The sequence below is a fragment of the Vibrio gallaecicus genome (genome assembly GCF_024347495.1).
GTDB classification, from domain to species: domain Bacteria; phylum Pseudomonadota; class Gammaproteobacteria; order Enterobacterales; family Vibrionaceae; genus Vibrio; species Vibrio gallaecicus.
On the sequence record NZ_AP025490.1, the window covers coordinates 1,750,244 to 1,766,700 of the forward strand.

At 41.3% G+C, this 16,457-nt stretch carries 12 protein-coding genes; 4 read left to right on the top strand and 8 right to left on the bottom strand.

The genetic code is table 11. The features are described 5' to 3' along the window. Positions 1-83 precede the first annotated feature (83 nt). The 4 genes from OCU78_RS07550 to OCU78_RS07565 all read left to right on the top strand — a co-directional run bounded on the left by OCU78_RS07550 (position 84) and on the right by OCU78_RS07565 (position 4,727). Positions 84-917 (top strand): sulfite exporter TauE/SafE family protein, encoded by an 834-nt coding sequence (locus OCU78_RS07550; RefSeq protein ID WP_373367622.1) that lies wholly within the window; start codon positions 84-86, stop codon positions 915-917. A gap of 237 nt (positions 918-1,154) precedes the next feature. Next, on the top strand, positions 1,155-2,894 hold the full coding sequence (locus OCU78_RS07555; protein ID WP_137373159.1) for a methyl-accepting chemotaxis protein: 1,740 nt from the start codon (positions 1,155-1,157) through the stop codon (positions 2,892-2,894). 317 nt (positions 2,895-3,211) lie between these two features. Continuing rightward, positions 3,212-4,363: an HD-GYP domain-containing protein gene (locus tag OCU78_RS07560; RefSeq protein ID WP_240701729.1), complete on the top strand. Its 1,152-nt coding sequence runs from the start codon at positions 3,212-3,214 to the stop codon at positions 4,361-4,363. A 172-nt stretch (positions 4,364-4,535) separates the two neighbouring features. Beyond that, positions 4,536-4,727, top strand: a complete 192-nt coding sequence (locus tag OCU78_RS07565) for a hypothetical protein (RefSeq protein WP_137373157.1) — start codon at positions 4,536-4,538, stop codon at positions 4,725-4,727. Positions 4,728-4,917: 190 nt separating this feature from the next. Here OCU78_RS07565 and OCU78_RS07570 read toward each other — a convergent pair whose 3' ends face one another. The 8 genes from OCU78_RS07570 to OCU78_RS07605 all read right to left on the bottom strand — a co-directional run bounded on the left by OCU78_RS07570 (position 4,918) and on the right by OCU78_RS07605 (position 16,052). Beyond that, on the bottom strand, positions 4,918-5,328 hold the full coding sequence (locus tag OCU78_RS07570) for a VF530 family protein (protein WP_137373156.1): 411 nt from the start codon (positions 5,326-5,328) through the stop codon (positions 4,918-4,920). 308 nt (positions 5,329-5,636) lie between these two features. Continuing rightward, positions 5,637-8,636: an efflux RND transporter permease subunit gene (locus OCU78_RS07575; protein WP_137373155.1), complete on the bottom strand. Its 3,000-nt coding sequence runs from the start codon at positions 8,634-8,636 to the stop codon at positions 5,637-5,639. 10 nt (positions 8,637-8,646) lie between these two features. Continuing rightward, the gene (locus OCU78_RS07580; protein ID WP_137373154.1) at positions 8,647-9,411 is read right to left on the bottom strand and encodes an efflux RND transporter periplasmic adaptor subunit; all 765 of its coding nucleotides are present in this window, start codon (positions 9,409-9,411) and stop codon (positions 8,647-8,649) included. 241 nt (positions 9,412-9,652) lie between these two features. Next, positions 9,653-11,101, bottom strand: a complete 1,449-nt coding sequence (gene gnd / locus OCU78_RS07585; RefSeq protein WP_004733587.1) for a decarboxylating NADP(+)-dependent phosphogluconate dehydrogenase — start codon at positions 11,099-11,101, stop codon at positions 9,653-9,655. A 29-nt stretch (positions 11,102-11,130) separates the two neighbouring features. Beyond that, complete coding sequence (gene pgl / locus OCU78_RS07590) at positions 11,131-11,847, bottom strand: 6-phosphogluconolactonase (RefSeq protein WP_137373300.1); 717 nt, start codon at positions 11,845-11,847, stop codon at positions 11,131-11,133. Then, complete coding sequence (gene zwf, locus OCU78_RS07595) at positions 11,844-13,346, bottom strand: glucose-6-phosphate dehydrogenase (protein WP_167494029.1); 1,503 nt, start codon at positions 13,344-13,346, stop codon at positions 11,844-11,846. Before zwf ends, pgl begins: the two co-directional genes overlap by 4 nt. Positions 13,347-13,647: 301 nt before the next feature. After that, positions 13,648-14,340: a response regulator gene (locus OCU78_RS07600; protein WP_137373152.1), complete on the bottom strand. Its 693-nt coding sequence runs from the start codon at positions 14,338-14,340 to the stop codon at positions 13,648-13,650. Continuing rightward, positions 14,337-16,052, bottom strand: coding sequence for an ATP-binding protein (locus tag OCU78_RS07605; protein ID WP_435440472.1), 1,716 nt, complete (start codon positions 16,050-16,052; stop codon positions 14,337-14,339). The genes OCU78_RS07600 and OCU78_RS07605 overlap by 4 nt, the downstream gene beginning before the upstream one ends. Between the last annotated feature and the right edge of the window lie 405 nt (positions 16,053-16,457).

Below are 16,457 nucleotides of genomic sequence, written 5' to 3' on the forward strand. Positions count from 1 at the left end.
ATATCAGAACTAAACAGAAGCGCTCCATAATGATAGTGTGGTCAGAATGCTAATAAATACTTGCCACAGAGAAAGGAATCTCAATGCAATTAGGTTGGTTAACACTTCCCGACTCGTTAACGCTATTCGATTCGTTAAAAATGTTCGATTGGGTCGTATTATTCACTGCTGGCGTTTTTGGTGGAGTGCTTAACTCAATAGCTGGAGGCGGAAGTTTTCTTACCTTTCCTGCCCTCTTGTTTGTGGGAGTCCCTCCCATAACAGCAAATGCGACCAATACATTTTCATCCTGTGCAGGTTACCTCAGTGGCGCTTATGCGCTTAAAGCTGAAATAAAATCCGACAAATCTCGACTTGTACAAACCGTCATATTAAGTGTTATTGGTGGAGCCATAGGCGCGTTCCTTCTACTACACACACCCGAGACTGTTTTCACACAATCTATTCCTTGGCTGCTTTTATTTGCGACCATACTTTTCACGTTTGGAGGAAAACTCAATCAGCTTTTAAAACACGCGACAAGTCAGAGTAAGAATACGACTCGTGCTGGGCTATTTTTTTCTGGATTACTACTGTTAGTTGTTTGTATTTATGGCGGTTATTTCAACGCAGGCTTAGGGATTGTGACATTGAGCTATTTAGCGCTCGCTGGCTACACCAACCTAACCGTTATGAATGGAATTAAGCTACTCGTCTCCGCCTGTGCTTCTTTCGCCGCTATTATATTATTTGTGCTGAATGGCTCGATTGATTGGAGTTCGGGAGTTGCCGTTCTATTGGGTACATTAGTTGGCGGATACTATTCTGCGAAAATTTCGCGAGGCATTCCAGATCAGTATGTGAGAAAGACTGTCATCACGGTAAGTATACTTATCACGGTTTACTTTTTTTATACCACCTATGTCGTCAGCAACTAAAGCGCTAGTGCATATGCGATTAATAACTAATCAGCAATGTGATGTTGATTGCACTAGCTTCAAATAAATCACCGATTTTGTATCTTTATTTTACATTTATCTAACCAAACCAATGAGAGTGGCATACTATTACGCCTGCTTTTATAAACTGGCGTGATAACTACGCACAGTACTAAATCAAATCATTACACATTATGGTTATTTTGAATCTGCTCACTTTTAAGGATGTAAAGTGTCATGAAAAACCTATCGTTTAAAAATAAGATTATCACTCTTATCGTTTCAATCATTACCCTCACAATTCTTGTTTCATACTTCAGTGTAAACCACTTTATCAGTGGTTATATTTACCAGTCTGATACCAAAAATATCACCCATAATATCAACTTAATGCAGCAAAAGCTGACAGGTGAACTTCAAAGTAAAGTTGCCCTTGCTGAAAACCTTAACTTCAGCATGATGGATATTTCGGAAACAAAAGAACGTTCTGGGTTTAATCAGGTCGTAAAAATCGTAAATGGCTATGCTTTTGATGATTCTGGCAATATGGAAGATGCCGATGCTCAAGCCTTTATTGATTTGGCAGAGAAACACAATGACAACACTGTTGTGAGCCCCGTATCTCTTAAAGGTGACACTGCAACCCTCACTATATCTATCAAGCGTATCGATGATTCTGTCGATTTCTTCGTTATGGATTTACAAGAGTTTGCAGATGTAATTCGCCAGTATTCGATAAAAGGAAGCTATGCAGAATTAATATCAGATAACAACATCACCATTTATTCAAATAAGGTTAGTGACCAAGTTATCCCTGTGTACCACACCGTTGAGTTCCACGGACAAACATGGCAATTAAATGGTTATATCGACACTACTCTTATTGAGCAAAATACCGCTAGTCTAAATGAAAGGATCACGTTAGCCCTTATTGTTTGCGGTCTTATTTTTATCGCGATCAGTATTGCGCTACTAAGCATTGCTTTTAAACCTCTATTGAATTTAAAAGCCGTTGTCGCCGATCTATCACAAGGTAATGGTGACCTAACTCAACGATTAAACGTTGTTTCTCAAGATGAAATTGGGCAGATATCAACATCCATTAACCTATTTATTGAAAAACTACAGGCAATGTTTATGGAAGTGCTAGACTCTTCTGCACAAATAGATGCAGCCATAAGCCAGCTTTCCCAGCAGTCAAAATCAAATGTTGCCACGCTCAATAGCCATACTGTCGAGACTGAACAAGCGATCGCCGCTATTGAAGAAATGAGTGCAACTGCTAGCTCTATTGCTGAAAGTTCAAATGATGCAGCGAAACTCACTGAACTCACTAGCTCAAACGCCAGCGATTCAAAAAATACAGTAACGAACGCCGTATCAAGCGTTTCCTCACTTATGGATCAAGTCGCTTCTATGTCTGGCACCATCAGTACGATGAACGAAGATACGAAACAAATTAATAGTGTTTTACAAGTGATTGGTGATATTGCCGAGCAAACTAACCTACTGGCATTAAATGCTGCTATTGAAGCCGCTCGTGCTGGTGAACAAGGTAGAGGGTTTGCGGTAGTAGCTGATGAAGTAAGAGCATTAGCGGCTAGAACTCAACAAAGTACTTCCCAAATAAATGAGATGCTGGCGAAGCTTCACAAAACGACAGATAACGTAGTTTCTGAAATGGCGACTACCCATGCAAGTTGTGAGCAAACGGCAGAAAAAACAAACCAAGTAATGTCTTCACTTAATATCGTCACGGGATCTGTTGTTGAAATTAATGATCTCAATACACTAATGGCAACGGCAGCAGAACAACAAAGCCAGGTAACAAGTGAAGTAACGCGAAACATGGCTGCGATTCAAGAGATGATTCAAAGGCTTAATTCCAATGCGAGTGAAACCACTTCTGTTAGTGACGAACTTAGAGCTACGTCAAGCAACCTATCAGATGTTGTCGGTCGCTTTAAAGTCCAATAGAAACAGGCTTTCAGTTATCACCGTAAGCTTGAACTTGATATAAAACATTCGAGCTTCTAACTCATTACTCAGCTTTTCAACGCCATCAGTCATTGATGGCGTTTTTTATTAAGCAACCTACCGCATAAAGACTCAGTTAACATATCTGCTGAAAACACCCTGCAATAACCACAATAAAAGTGATGCTATAGGAAGTTATAACACTTTATGGTTACATTTAAGTAACATGGTTGATATCTTACTTATTCTTACTTTTGAGATACAAACATTCCAAATAAAAACAGACAAATAACAATAAATTAAGGTTGGCTTGCGACATGTTTGACTACCCCACGCTCAGTAAACTTGCGGCTCAAGACAAAGACATTCCACTTATATTCAGTGAATTATTTGATCTCGCACGCTCTTATTACCCTAGCTTGTCACGCTTTTCAGTCGTACTTTCTGAAGATAATAAAGCATCTAATTACTTCATTGCAGATAAACTCTGTCCAACCGGAAAGCATGACTACAGTGAACAAGAAATTACTTCTCGCTCAGCGCTCTTCCAAATATACACAAACCATAAAGTCAGAGTTATCGATGACCTCACTTCCGTAACACCGACCAAACGGCTTATTCATTTGATTGAAATTGGGCATCAAAGTAGTTATACAGCACCAATATATTATCGTGGTATTCACCTTGGTTTTGTTTTTATTAATGCGTCTAACTTGTGTTTTTTTAATCAACAGAATGCTCAACGTGACATTGCTTTCTTTACCCAATTAATAACAAACCTATTGATTCAACAATATGAAAGCCAAAAACATTTTAGGTCTTCGTTAGCGGTTGCACTTAATATGGGGCACTCACGTGACCCCGAAACAAAAGAGCACTTAACCAGAATGGGAAGATACAGCGAGTTACTAGCGCGTATTTTGTCAGATACTAAACAAGATATTACCCACCAATTTATACACCGAATTCGCTTGTATGCGCCCTTCCATGACATCGGGAAATATCGTATTCCTGATCATGTCCTTTTCAGTACCAAAAAATTTACTGATGAAGATCGTAAAATTATGAACAACCATACGCTTTATGGTGAAGAAATTATCAATGATGTGGTGAGCCTATCGGATAACCACTCGATTACTGTAGAAGAAGTTCAATTTATAAAAAATATCATTCGTCATCACCATGAACGATTTGACGGGAAAGGCTTACCCGATGGCTTAAATAAAGACAGTATTCCATTAGAAGCTCGGATTGTTACTTTAGCTGATGTGTTTGATGCCCTGCTCAGTAAAAGAACTTATAAGCATGCATGGTCTGTTTCACAGGTGATGGAATATATTGAAGCTCAGGATGGTTTAATTTTCGACCCAGACTGTGTGGCAGCGCTGCGAGACAATTTTGAATCTTTCATGAATATTCGTCAGCAACTTTCTGATTCAGGAGAAGAGCTTTGTTCGCCAGTTTTCTAACCGACACTCTATACCTTATGGTGCACCTCATAATGTATATAGCCTAGAAGTTAAGCACTCAAACTTTATGAAATAGCTCACTAAATCATCTTTTTTGATATTAATTTAGCTTAATTTTCAATCAACAATGCAATAATAGACATGTTGAAAAAAGTATAAATCAGGGGGCATTATGAATAAAAAACTCGGTCATATCATGTCATCAAGTCGGCTCATTTCATTTGTCGCCTTTCTTGCTGCAACCTTTGCGTGGATACTCAAAATGCCAGCGTTATTTTTTGTATCCGCAATGTTTCTTATAGTCAGTGCCATTATTTATGGCGTTGATCTCTGGAAAAAGCGCTTGAAAGATAGCCAAGCTTGATTTGTCTAGTAGTCACACTCTGAAAAATATTAGACGCTCTATTATAGGTAGTGTGGATTTTAGCTGTTGAGGGAACTTTAGTCCTTAGTTCTTAGTCCTTTAGTGGATGATTGAAGCTATAGACGTTTCTTCTAGAAACAATAAAGGAGCGAACTCGCTCCTTTATATACATAACAAGGTACCATTCCCACTATCGGCGGAAATTGCGACCATTTCCTCTACGCTCTTTAAATGCAGAAGCCGCTTTTGCTTGTGAAGCTAGGATTGACTCAACTGTTAATTCCATAGGTTCACGAGGCTCTAAGCCATGTCGAAATGTACGTGAACGTGGCGGCATCTGATATTCAACATCCGAAGCTTTTGGCATACGCTTAAAGCGATAAAGATAAAAGTTCTCTACCTTCTCTCTCGCCCATTCTGTTTTCTTCAAATATTTAACCGCGCTTGCAACTGTCGGCTTAGTGTTGAAGCAATTCATTCGCATTGCAGCGTCTAAAATTTCCCAACCGTAATGATCCACAAGCTCAGTGATCAAGGTTTCAAGCTTTAAGCCGTGTAGAGGGTTGTTCTGTTGAAGTTCAATTCTTTCTTGTTCTGTCATATCTTTACCTTTTCACAACCTAAACCGAGTTAGGCTCTGAATTTCTCTTGGTACGCCATCATCAATAATGCTTACCAATAATTTTCTATGGGGATGTCCGTTTCCCCTATCACTCCCTTTATGATGGCATAAAGCACGTCAGTATCCTAACTCTGTGCTCTTTATATTTTAGTTAACACGATTAAACGGCTCTATTTCCATCAACCGCTGCCCAAATTAATTTTTGTCGAGTGTTAATATATAAAAAAGAGGGCTGTAATGCCCTCTCTAATAGTTTCGCGTCCTAAATCACTAAGTCTCACTGACGCTTATTTTTGTCTTGTCGTTAACACGTACAAACACGGAACAATAAACAAAACGACAGGAACAGAGAACAACAAACCATAACCCAACGTTAATGCCATTGGTCCCATGTTTACATCTGCCCCACCAATGCCGTAAGCAAGAGGTAGCAAGCCTACTACAGTAGTGATTGACGTTAATAATATGGGTCTTAGACGAGTCTTCGCCCCTTCGATCACGGCTTGGGAGATTTCAAGCCCTTTCGCTCTCATCCCATTAATCCGTACAATGAGTACCAACGAGTTGTTAACCACTACTCCGCACATTCCTAACGCACCAACCAGAGCAAACAATGAAATAGGCTGCATGTGTAAGAATAGCGCAGACAGAGATGCCACCAAAGCGAATGGAATAACTGAAATAACCAGTAGTGGCTGTAGAAGCGAACCAAACATTATCGCCAATACAAAGTAGATCGCCAAAATAGCAGCAGGGAATGCAACAACAATACCCCCTAGCGTTTCTTCTGCAGCTTCTACTTCACCACCAATATCAAGTGTGACATCCGCGCTGATCTTATCTTTTACCGCTTCCCATAGCTCTTCGGTAATTTCATCAGGGTCCAGTTGCCCACCTCCGACTTGTGCTGTGACAAGCACTTGTCTGTCACCATTAAAGTGCAAAATGATACGTTCAGCTTGGGTGTATCGTACATGTGCCAATCGGCTCAATGGAACTTGAGTACCATCAGCAGTGTAGATCTTAGTATTACGAAGTTTTTCAAGGTTACGATATTGCTCGGTCAGTATGACTCGCAAGCCCACTTCTTCGTCACCAATCCAAGTCGTTGATACTTTTTCACCGTCAAAGGCAATACGTAAAGTCGTAGCTAAATCATCAACGGTTAAGTTGTAACGCGCTAACCATTCATACTGAGGGACAATTTCAAGTTGCTGATCTTTAAGCTCTTCATTATTAGTAACATGGCTTAAACCTTCATAGTTAGCTAGCCACTCAGAGACCACATCAACGGCTTGATCACGAGACTCTTTGTTCTGCCCAATAACACGAACTTCTACGGGCTCACCAAGAGGTTCACCACCCGCATCGACAGAGAGTTTAATGAAAGGAACAGCGGTGTTATCAGCTAACTGCTCTCGCAAACTATCCACGATCACATCTGCAGTTCTGTCTCTATCTTCGGCATTCGTTAGGTTAATTAAGCCTTTACTCACAGGTGTTGAGTAAGTCATTTCGTAGCTAAGCAACTCCGATTCAGGTAGCGAACTGATCACTTCCTCTATTTGCTTATGTGCAGCACGTACTTTATCCATTGGTGTACCCGGTTTCACCTCGGTATACACTTCAATATACTTGGCGGCTTGGGCTGGGAAAAAGTCTAGCCTCATCGTAGCGATGATCGCACCACCGGCACCCAACGCCGTCAATGCCAATAACACCACTGTAAACTTATGGTTCAAAGCACTTGCAAGAATCGACTCATAGCGCGCTGATAATTGGTTAAATACTTCCGTTGATTTGGTTTTTGGCGTCGGCTTTTTCATTGCGTCGGCTAAATGCGCTGGCAACGTCACCGTACATTCAAACCAAGAGAAGGTTAAAGCCATAATGACCGTCAGTGGGATCACCGCAATTTCCATACCTAGCTCACCTGGGATGAAGAAAATTGGGATAAACACAAGCACTGTAGTCGTTAAACTTGCTAGTACAGGTTTGTATACCTTGAGCGTACCTTCTATCGCCGCCTCAAGTGGGGAGGCTCCTTTTTCACGTTCACTATAGATACTTTCAGCAACAATCACTGAATCATCCACAATAATGCCGATAACAAGCAATAACGCAGACAATGTAATGGCATCCAGCGTCATTCCCATTCCAGGAATAAGAGCCAGCACGCCAAAAATACAGAAAGGAATCGAAACAGCAACCCAAAAAGCCACTTGGCGCATCAATGCAAGACCAAGTACAACAAGCACTAAGAGAAGACCAATTCCACCGTTGCTTGCAACAATCGAGAACTTCTCTTGCATGTCTTTTGCAAGGTTGATTGAGGTGTGAAATTCGAACTTCCCACCCAACTTTTCACGCTCTAGATCTAACGTTTCCAACACAGCATTGATTGCGGTACGAACATCAGCATTCGCTGTTTTGGTTATATTAAACAAGATAGCCTGTTCGTTATTGATCATGCCGTATTCAGTCGCTTTCTCGAAACCATCGGTCACCGTTGCAACGTCACTCACACGAACTAAACCACCATCAGGCAATACTCGAATAATGGTTTTTTCTAACTCTTTTGCACTCGTCACTTGTGTCAGAGTGACCAAGCGGTGCTCTGACTTCCACGACTCAACCACACCACCTGAAAGTGACAAGTTGCGGCTATTAATGGACGTCATGATGTCATCAAACGTTAGGTTGTAACGACCAACTTTATTGGGATCAACTTCAATCCAAAACTCACGCTCGCGAAAGCCCGACATCGTTGCCGTACCAATTCCAGGTATCGATTTAACACGTTTCTCTAACTGACGTGCATATTGTTGTAAATCCGCGTAGGTGCCCGTTGTTGTGACACCAAAGCGCAACACCTCGAATGACGACGTACTCTCTTGAAGCACCAGCGGGGGATCTGAAATATCTTTCGGTAAGCCACTGACTCGATCGACCGCTTGCTGAATTTTGCGTACGACGTCAGCAATGTCGGCAGTTTCATCGACTTCAAGCAAGATCAAAGAAGTACCTTCTTTTGATTCAGAAGTCATTTCACGGATGTTTTGCACACCGCGTAGCTCTTTTTCGATTTTGTTGGTGATATTCAGTTCAATATCTTGTGGCGAGGCGCCCGGATAATGAGTCACCACTTCCACTTCCGGAAAGGCAACTTCCGGATCTTCCTGCATTTTAATGATACTTAGTGATGCAAGACCAACCGCAAATACCATCATGGTGATCACACGGGCTAGAAACCCCCGCGCAGCAAAGTAGCTAATAATATTTCGCATCGCCAGTTCCTTAATTCACAGTGCTTGCGTGAAGAGACATGCCTGGTTTGATAAGGCTATTACTATTAGGGATCTCAATGTCGATTGGGTAAGCTAATAATGTAGGGTCTAAGTTTATACCAATACGCTTAATCTTAGATTTCACCTTAATTTTTGGATTAACATCGCTCCAAACGGTAAGTTCTTGCCCAACAGACAATTCAGTAAGATCATGCTCACTGGCAAGCAGACGAATGATAATATTTTCTACATCAGCCACGCTGTAAAGCAGGTTCCCTTTTTCCACCCATGAGCCTTGCTCTACATTACGTTTTACTATGTAACCATCAATATCAGAGTTGATTTGAGTATGTTCAAGGTTGTCTACCGCTTGCTCTAGATCGATTTCTGCCAATTTCACATTAGCTTTCGCAGCTTGTAGGTCAGCGAAAGAGATATCTAGTTCGTGCTGCGACAAACTTTTCTTCGCTTTTAGTTCTTTATAACGGTTATAGATACTATTCTTGATTTTGAGATCGGCTTTGACCAATTCTAGGTTCGCTTTTTGGCGACTCACCTCTAGAACAAAATCATTGTCTTCAAGAACAATAAGAGATTGACCTTTCTGTATAGCTTCACCAAGTTGATATGGCTTGTTTTCAACAACACCACTCACCTGAGCGACCACATTTTGAAACTGTTGAGCGGTTGCATGACCAATTAGGTCGACTGCCAATGCGTGACTACTTGGGAATGAGAGAGCTACCATAGCCGAGAACACTGCTAATTTTTTCATATTTTAATCTCCGACAGAGTCTATTTATTACAGAGATTAATGCAGTGAACGTGAATTTTTTGTATACCATGCGGGAGTTTTATCAATGGTAAGTTATTGATATTCTAGAAGGCGAGATAAAATACATTGCAGGATTGATAGAATTAAGCATAAATCCTATAAAGCCCAACAAACAAAAAAGGATGCCATGTGGCATCCTTTTTAATTAAAGCGTCTTAATGACTAGCTTTATAACTCACGATTATACGTCGTAAGTTGTAGAAGCAGTATCACCGCCTGTACCAGTCCAGTTTGTGTGGAAGAATTCACCACGTGGACGGTCAGTACGCTCGTAAGTGTGAGCACCAAAGTAATCACGTTGAGCTTGTAGAAGGTTCGCAGGAAGACGAGCTGTAGTGTAGCCGTCTAGGAACGTTAGTGCAGAAGTCATACATGGCATTGGGATACCAGATTCCATAGACTTAGCTGCAACTTTACGCCAAGCGCCCATGCAGTTGTCTAGGATGCCTTTAAAGTATGCATCTGAACCTAGGAAAGCGATCTCTGGGTTCGCTTCGTAAGCATCACGAATGTTGCCTAGGAATGCAGAACGGATGATACAACCGCCACGCCACATAAGTGCAACGTTACCGTAGTTTAGATCCCAGCCGTTTTCGTTCGACGCTTCACGCATTAGCATGAAACCTTGAGCGTAAGAGATGATCTTAGAAGCAAGTAGAGCTTGACGGATTGCATCAACCCACTCTTGCTTGTCGCCTTCAACTGGAGCAACAGTTTTGCCGAACAGTTTCTCAGCTTCAACACGTTGGTCTTTAAGTGCAGACAGGCAACGAGAGAATACAGATTCAGTGATTAGCGTTAGTGGGATACCCATATCTAGCGCATTGATACCTGTCCATTTACCCGTACCTTTTTGACCAGCAGTGTCTAGGATCTTCTCAACTAATGCTTCACCGTCTTCATCTTTGTAGCCAAGGATGTCAGCAGTGATTTCTACTAGGTAGCTGTCTAGCTCAGTTTTGTTCCAATCAGCAAATACAGCCTGCATTTCGTCGTGGTTCATACCTAGACCATCTTTCATGAATTGGTATGCTTCAGTGATAAGCTGCATGTCACCGTATTCGATGCCATTGTGAACCATCTTAACAAAGTGACCAGCACCATCGTTACCAACCCAATCACAACAAGGCTCACCAGCGTCAGTTTTCGCAGAGATGCCTTGGAAGATAGGCTTAACCGCTTCCCAAGCTTCAGGAGAACCGCCTGGCATGATAGAAGGACCAAAACGAGCGCCTTCTTCACCACCAGAAACACCAGTACCGATGAAGTGAATACCTTTCTCACGAAGAGCAGCAACACGGCGGTTAGTATCTGGGAAGTTAGTGTTACCACCATCAATGATGATGTCACCTTTGTCTAGAAGTGGAACAAGCTTGTCAATGAACGTATCTACAACGTCACCAGCACGTACCATTAGCATTACTTTACGAGGCGCTTCTAGCTTTTCAACTAGCTCTTCTAGAGAGTAAGCACCAACAATGTTAGTACCTTTAGCTGGACCTTCTAGGAACTCGTCTACTTTTGCAGCAGTACGGTTGTGAGCCACAACTTTGAAGCCGTGGTCGTTCATGTTTAGGATAAGGTTCTGACCCATTACTGCTAGGCCAATTACACCGATATCACCTTTCATTATTTATATCTCCTTGCGGCTATTCGCAATTACGCGATAGCACTTGCTGCATTTGAATCTAGGAACCACTCTGTTTCGCCAGTCTTAGACTGAATTTTTGCTGCCGGGTAAGGCAACTCAGAAGCAGGAGTTGTATGAATTTCTTTAACGATCTCAACTTTACCTGCGCCAAGCACTAGGTAGCTGATTCGTTTCGCGGCTTCTAAAACTTTAGCTGTTTTAGAAACACGGATCTGACCCGACTCAGGGTGAGAAGCTAATACAGATAGGTTCTCATCTTGGTAGTCAGTTACGCCCGGGAATAGTGAGGCTGTGTGACCATCTGCGCCAACACCTAGCAGGATCCAATCGAATACCGGCGTACCGTTTTCAGTTGGGATAACATCTGCCATTTCTTTTGCGAAACGCTCAGCTTCTACTTTGGGTTCATCTTCACCACGAATGCGGTGGATGTTCTCTGCCGGAAGGTTCACATTCGAGAAAAGTAGCGCATTCGCTTCACCGAAGTTGCTTTCAGCGTCATCGGGTGCAACACAACGCTCGTCGCCCCACCAGAAGTGAAGGTTATTCCACTGAATACCATCAGCGTATGGTGCTTGAGCTAAAAGCTTGAAAAGCATTTTGGGCGTACTGCCACCAGAAAGCGAAATATGAACAGGTTTGCCCTGCTCGCTATACGCTTTCATTTCATTTGCTAAGTTTTCAACAACCAATTCAGGCGTTTCAAAGATCTTGTGATTGATCATAATTCGCAGTAATCCGTGTCTGTTAAGTTTTTGCATGGGAAACGCCATGCACGACCATCTCTTTGTAGAAGGTCATCGGCTTCTTGAGGGCCCCAAGTACCACAAGCATAACCAAAGAGCGCTTGAGGGTCTTGTTTGAAATCTAAAATCGGTTGGACGTATTTCCAACATGCTTCTACTGCATCAGTACGTGCAAACAGAGTTGCATCACCGTTTAATGCATCAAGAAGAAGACGCTCATAAGCCGTTAGCATTTGAGTTTCTGGCAAGTCAGAGTAAGAGAAGTTCATTTTCACTTCTTTTGCTTTGAAACCAGCACCAGGTTCTTTCAAACCAAAACTCATTTGAATACCTTCATCCGGTTGAATGCGGATAATCAGCTTATTTTCAGGTGCATCTTGACCGAATACTGGGTGTGGTGTGTTCTTAAAGTGAATCACAATTTCAGTCACACGAGTCGGTAAACGCTTACCAGTACGCACGTAGAAAGGTACACCATTCCAACGCCAGTTGTTGATGTACGCTTTCAGACCAATATAAGTTTCAGTACGTGAGTCATCAGCCACGCCGTTTTCTTCACGGTAACCAAGTAAATGTTGGCCACGCACATCTGATGCAGTGTACTGACCTAATACTAGGTCTTTACGTAGATCATCTTCTTCAAGAGGTTTAAGGCACTGAAGTACTTTAACCACTTCGTCACGGATTGAATCCGCATTAATCTGTGCAGGCGGCTCCATACCAACCATTGCTAGAACTTGTAGCAGGTGGTTTTGGAACATATCTCGCACAGCACCAGAACCGTCGTAGTAACCGCCACGTTCTTCAACACCAAGGAATTCAGCACCTGTGATTTCAACGTAATCAATAAAGTTACGGTTCCACAAAGGTTCGAACATCGCGTTCGAGAAGCGCAATACAAGAAGGTTTTGTACTGTCTCTTTTCCTAGGTAGTGGTCGATACGATAAATTTGGTGTTCTTGGAAGTGATGATGGATTTCTTCATCTAACGCTTGAGCTGAAGCCAAGTCGTAGCCAAACGGCTTTTCTATGATAAGACGTCGCCAACCATTTGATTCATCGTTCAAACCATGTGCAGCAAGGCTTGCTGGGATCACACCGTATAGACTTGGTGGCGTAGCTAAGTAAAACAACGTGTTGTGATTTTCAAATTGGTAATCTTTCTCAATTTGATCCAAACGGGTTGCTAGACGTGCGTAATCTTCAACGTCAGAAGTATTGATCGCCTGATAATGCAGGTGATCAATAAAAGCATTCAGAATCTCAGGCTCTGTTTTTTCCATATCCTGAAGTGATTGCTTTAATTTTGCGCGGTAAGATTCGTCACTGTAATCGGTACGACTAACACCTAAAATCGCGAAAGATTTTGGCATCTGATTGTTCGCGTATAGGTGATATAAAGCAGGGATCAGCTTTCGGTAGGTCAAATCTCCCGATGCACCGAAAATTACGATGCTGCTGTTTTCAGGTATTACCATCATCTTTCCTATAAAAACAAGGTTTTTAGTATTCGCTAAAAGTATCAGCGACATACGAAAATAGATAATAGGTCTTAACTATTATATCAATAGTAAATGCCTATTAACCTAGAAATGTGTTTGGTAAATGGGGTGAAATCTATCACCTCTATTCGGGTCGGTATTGTCTACGACAATTTGATTTACATCAACCACTGTGAAGGCAATCGATTAAATATTAACTCATTTCACCAGTATTTTATTTAATACTGGCAAAAAAGTGAGGAGGATTATGAAAGGAGATGAGCAGTTAAATCGTACTCTATCGGATTAACTTCATGTAGCAGCGTTCCGGACGCCCTACTGTTCCGTAGTTTAAATCGGCCTCTAATTCACCGGCAGTAATTAAATACTCAAGGTAACGTCGAGCTGTAGTTCGGCTTGCCCCTATTTTTTCCCCGGCTTCATCAGCCGTGATCTTGAATTCGCCATCGGTGAAAAGTATTCGAATCTTATCAAGGGTCACACCATCAATTCCTTTGGGTAAACGCTTAGGTTGCGAATTGTCGGAGTGTGTAGAGGCTTGGAGCATTTTATCAACTAAACCTTGATCAAGGTCTGAAGCATTATCAATGTTCTCCCTTTGTGATGAGTATTTCTTCAAAGCAGCTTCAAGACGAGGAAACATTACCGGCTTGAGCAAATAATCCACCACCCCACCTCTCATCGCATGTTGTAGGGTTTCAACATCACGTGCAGCCGTGATCAAAATAACATCGCAACCTTGGTTTGAGCCTCGAACCTTAGTCAATATATCTAAGCCAGAACCATCAGGTAGATACACATCCAACAAGACTAAATCTGGGTTAAGTATATCAAGTTGAATCTCGGCTTCAGCTTGTGTCGTTGCAATACCAATAACTTCAAACCCGTCCATTTGAGACAAATATCGGTGATGTAGCTCTGCAATAGCAATATCATCTTCAATGATCATCACTCTAGTTAACGTGTTCATTTTTGCTTTCCTTTTTGAAAAGGATATTCAATTGAATTAATTCCTTCTTGCGCAAAAATATCTTCTTTCGGTAAATAAACCGTCATTCTTGTTCCATGTTCCTTATTACTTATCATTTCCAATTGTCCGTGGTAACGATCAGCAAGCTGTTTTATCAAGTACAGCCCTACTCCACGGTTTGATTTAGCCTTACTTGAAACACCTTTATCAGTTAGAGACTTTTCGGAAAATTCAAGTGGTAACCCACATCCTTTGTCATCAACCTCTAAAATCATTTCATTACCAAAATCACTAATAGACACTTCTACGATTCGTCTTGAATACGCGATATGTTTTTCATTTTTAATTGCGGTCATCGTTGCATCAAAAGCATTATCAATTAGGTTACCTAAAATGGTCACAACATCATCCGAGTTTAGCCATTTTGGTAAAGCTTCTAATCGCGAGCCTTCTTCAACTTTTAGCTCTAAACCAATTTCTCTTGCACGTTCTGTTTTCCCTAGCAACATCCCTGCGATTAAAGGGTCTTTGACCGTCTCTCGTAAAAATTCGATTAAAACTTGATAGTGAGCGGTTTCTTGACCGATTAACTGCTGAACAGATTCTAAATCGCCCATTTGCACAAGACCGCTGATTGTATTGAGTTTATTCCTGTGTTCGTGAGTTTGAGAGCGCAGTAAATCGGCATATTCGAGGGTTTGAGATAGCTGTTCGGTCAGTTCGTTTATTTCATCACGCAATCGAAAACTCGATACAGCCCCAACAACAGTGCCATTAACAATTATTGGGCTTCGGTTGGCAATCAAACGCTTATTATTAAGATACAGCTCGATATCATGGTCAGATTCACCACTAATTAACAAATCTTCAAGGTCACTTCCTGGTAATACATCGGCTAACCGTTGGTTTAATGCCATTTCACGATCGATGCTTAAAATTTGGCACGCACTTTTATTAATTGAACGAAGAACACCCTGAGCATCAATACTTATAATCCCCTCTTTTAGAGTACTCATCGTGACATCAAGCTCTACATATAAGCGGCCAATTTCCTCGGGTTCAAACCCTAAAATAGCTTTTTGGAAACGGCGGGAAGCATAATTTGAAATAACCGCATTCACTCCGACCACCAGCAATGCCATTAAAATCAAAAAAGCCAGGTAAGGCTCAATTCTGTCTTGCAATGAATCCAGTAAATAACCGACTGAAACTACGCCGATGATTTTTCCGCTCTCATCTTTGACAGCCGCTTTACCACGAACTGATATGCCTAAAGAGCCCTGTGCGATTGAGACGTAAGACTCACCTAACACTAATGCCTTCTGGTTATCACCACCTCGCATTGGCTTACCAAGGCGTTGATCGATGGGATGAACTAAGCGAATACCTTGTTCATTGCCGATTACGATAAATGCAGCGCCAATTAAATGAGTTAAGTTTCTAAAACGCTGCTGAACTTCATCTTCTGCAAGGTGATTTTGACTAAGCTCGAACTCTAGGCTTGAATTTTTATTCTCTTCAATAAAATTGATGACGGTATTTGAATTTGATAAGAACTCTGCCACCCCTAAAGCTTTCAAGCCCATTTCTTGCTCTTGAGAATCTTTTATGTAGGCAAAACCAGCACCAGATAAGATCAAAAGTTCAACTAACCCGGTCAAAGTCATTATGATCAGTAATCGCTTTCGAAAACTAATATTTCGCCACTGCATAAAATTACCCTATAAACTCGTCATCAAACGTTAACACTGAGTTAACACCTGTGTCTTGTCGCAGTTTTATATCTGTGATTACTATGCTGATAATTTATTTACTACTTTGTTAATAAAACCTTCGTACGACTCGCATTTCACTAAATTTACTCAGTAAAATATGATTTTTTAGAACTTACGCAACTTGATGCAAACAGAAGTGGTCATTTATTGAGCTAGATCACTCAAGTTTTAGGTCTTTTTTAGGTTGGTTAAAATAAATACGATTATAATATGTACAGATAAAGAAATTCATTGTTGCATGATTTGTTAATCACTATTTTTAAAACCTTATTCATAGGCTTCAACATGGATTAACAAAATAGCAACAAGGTGTTTATGGACAACGTTAGTAAAAGGCTAGGT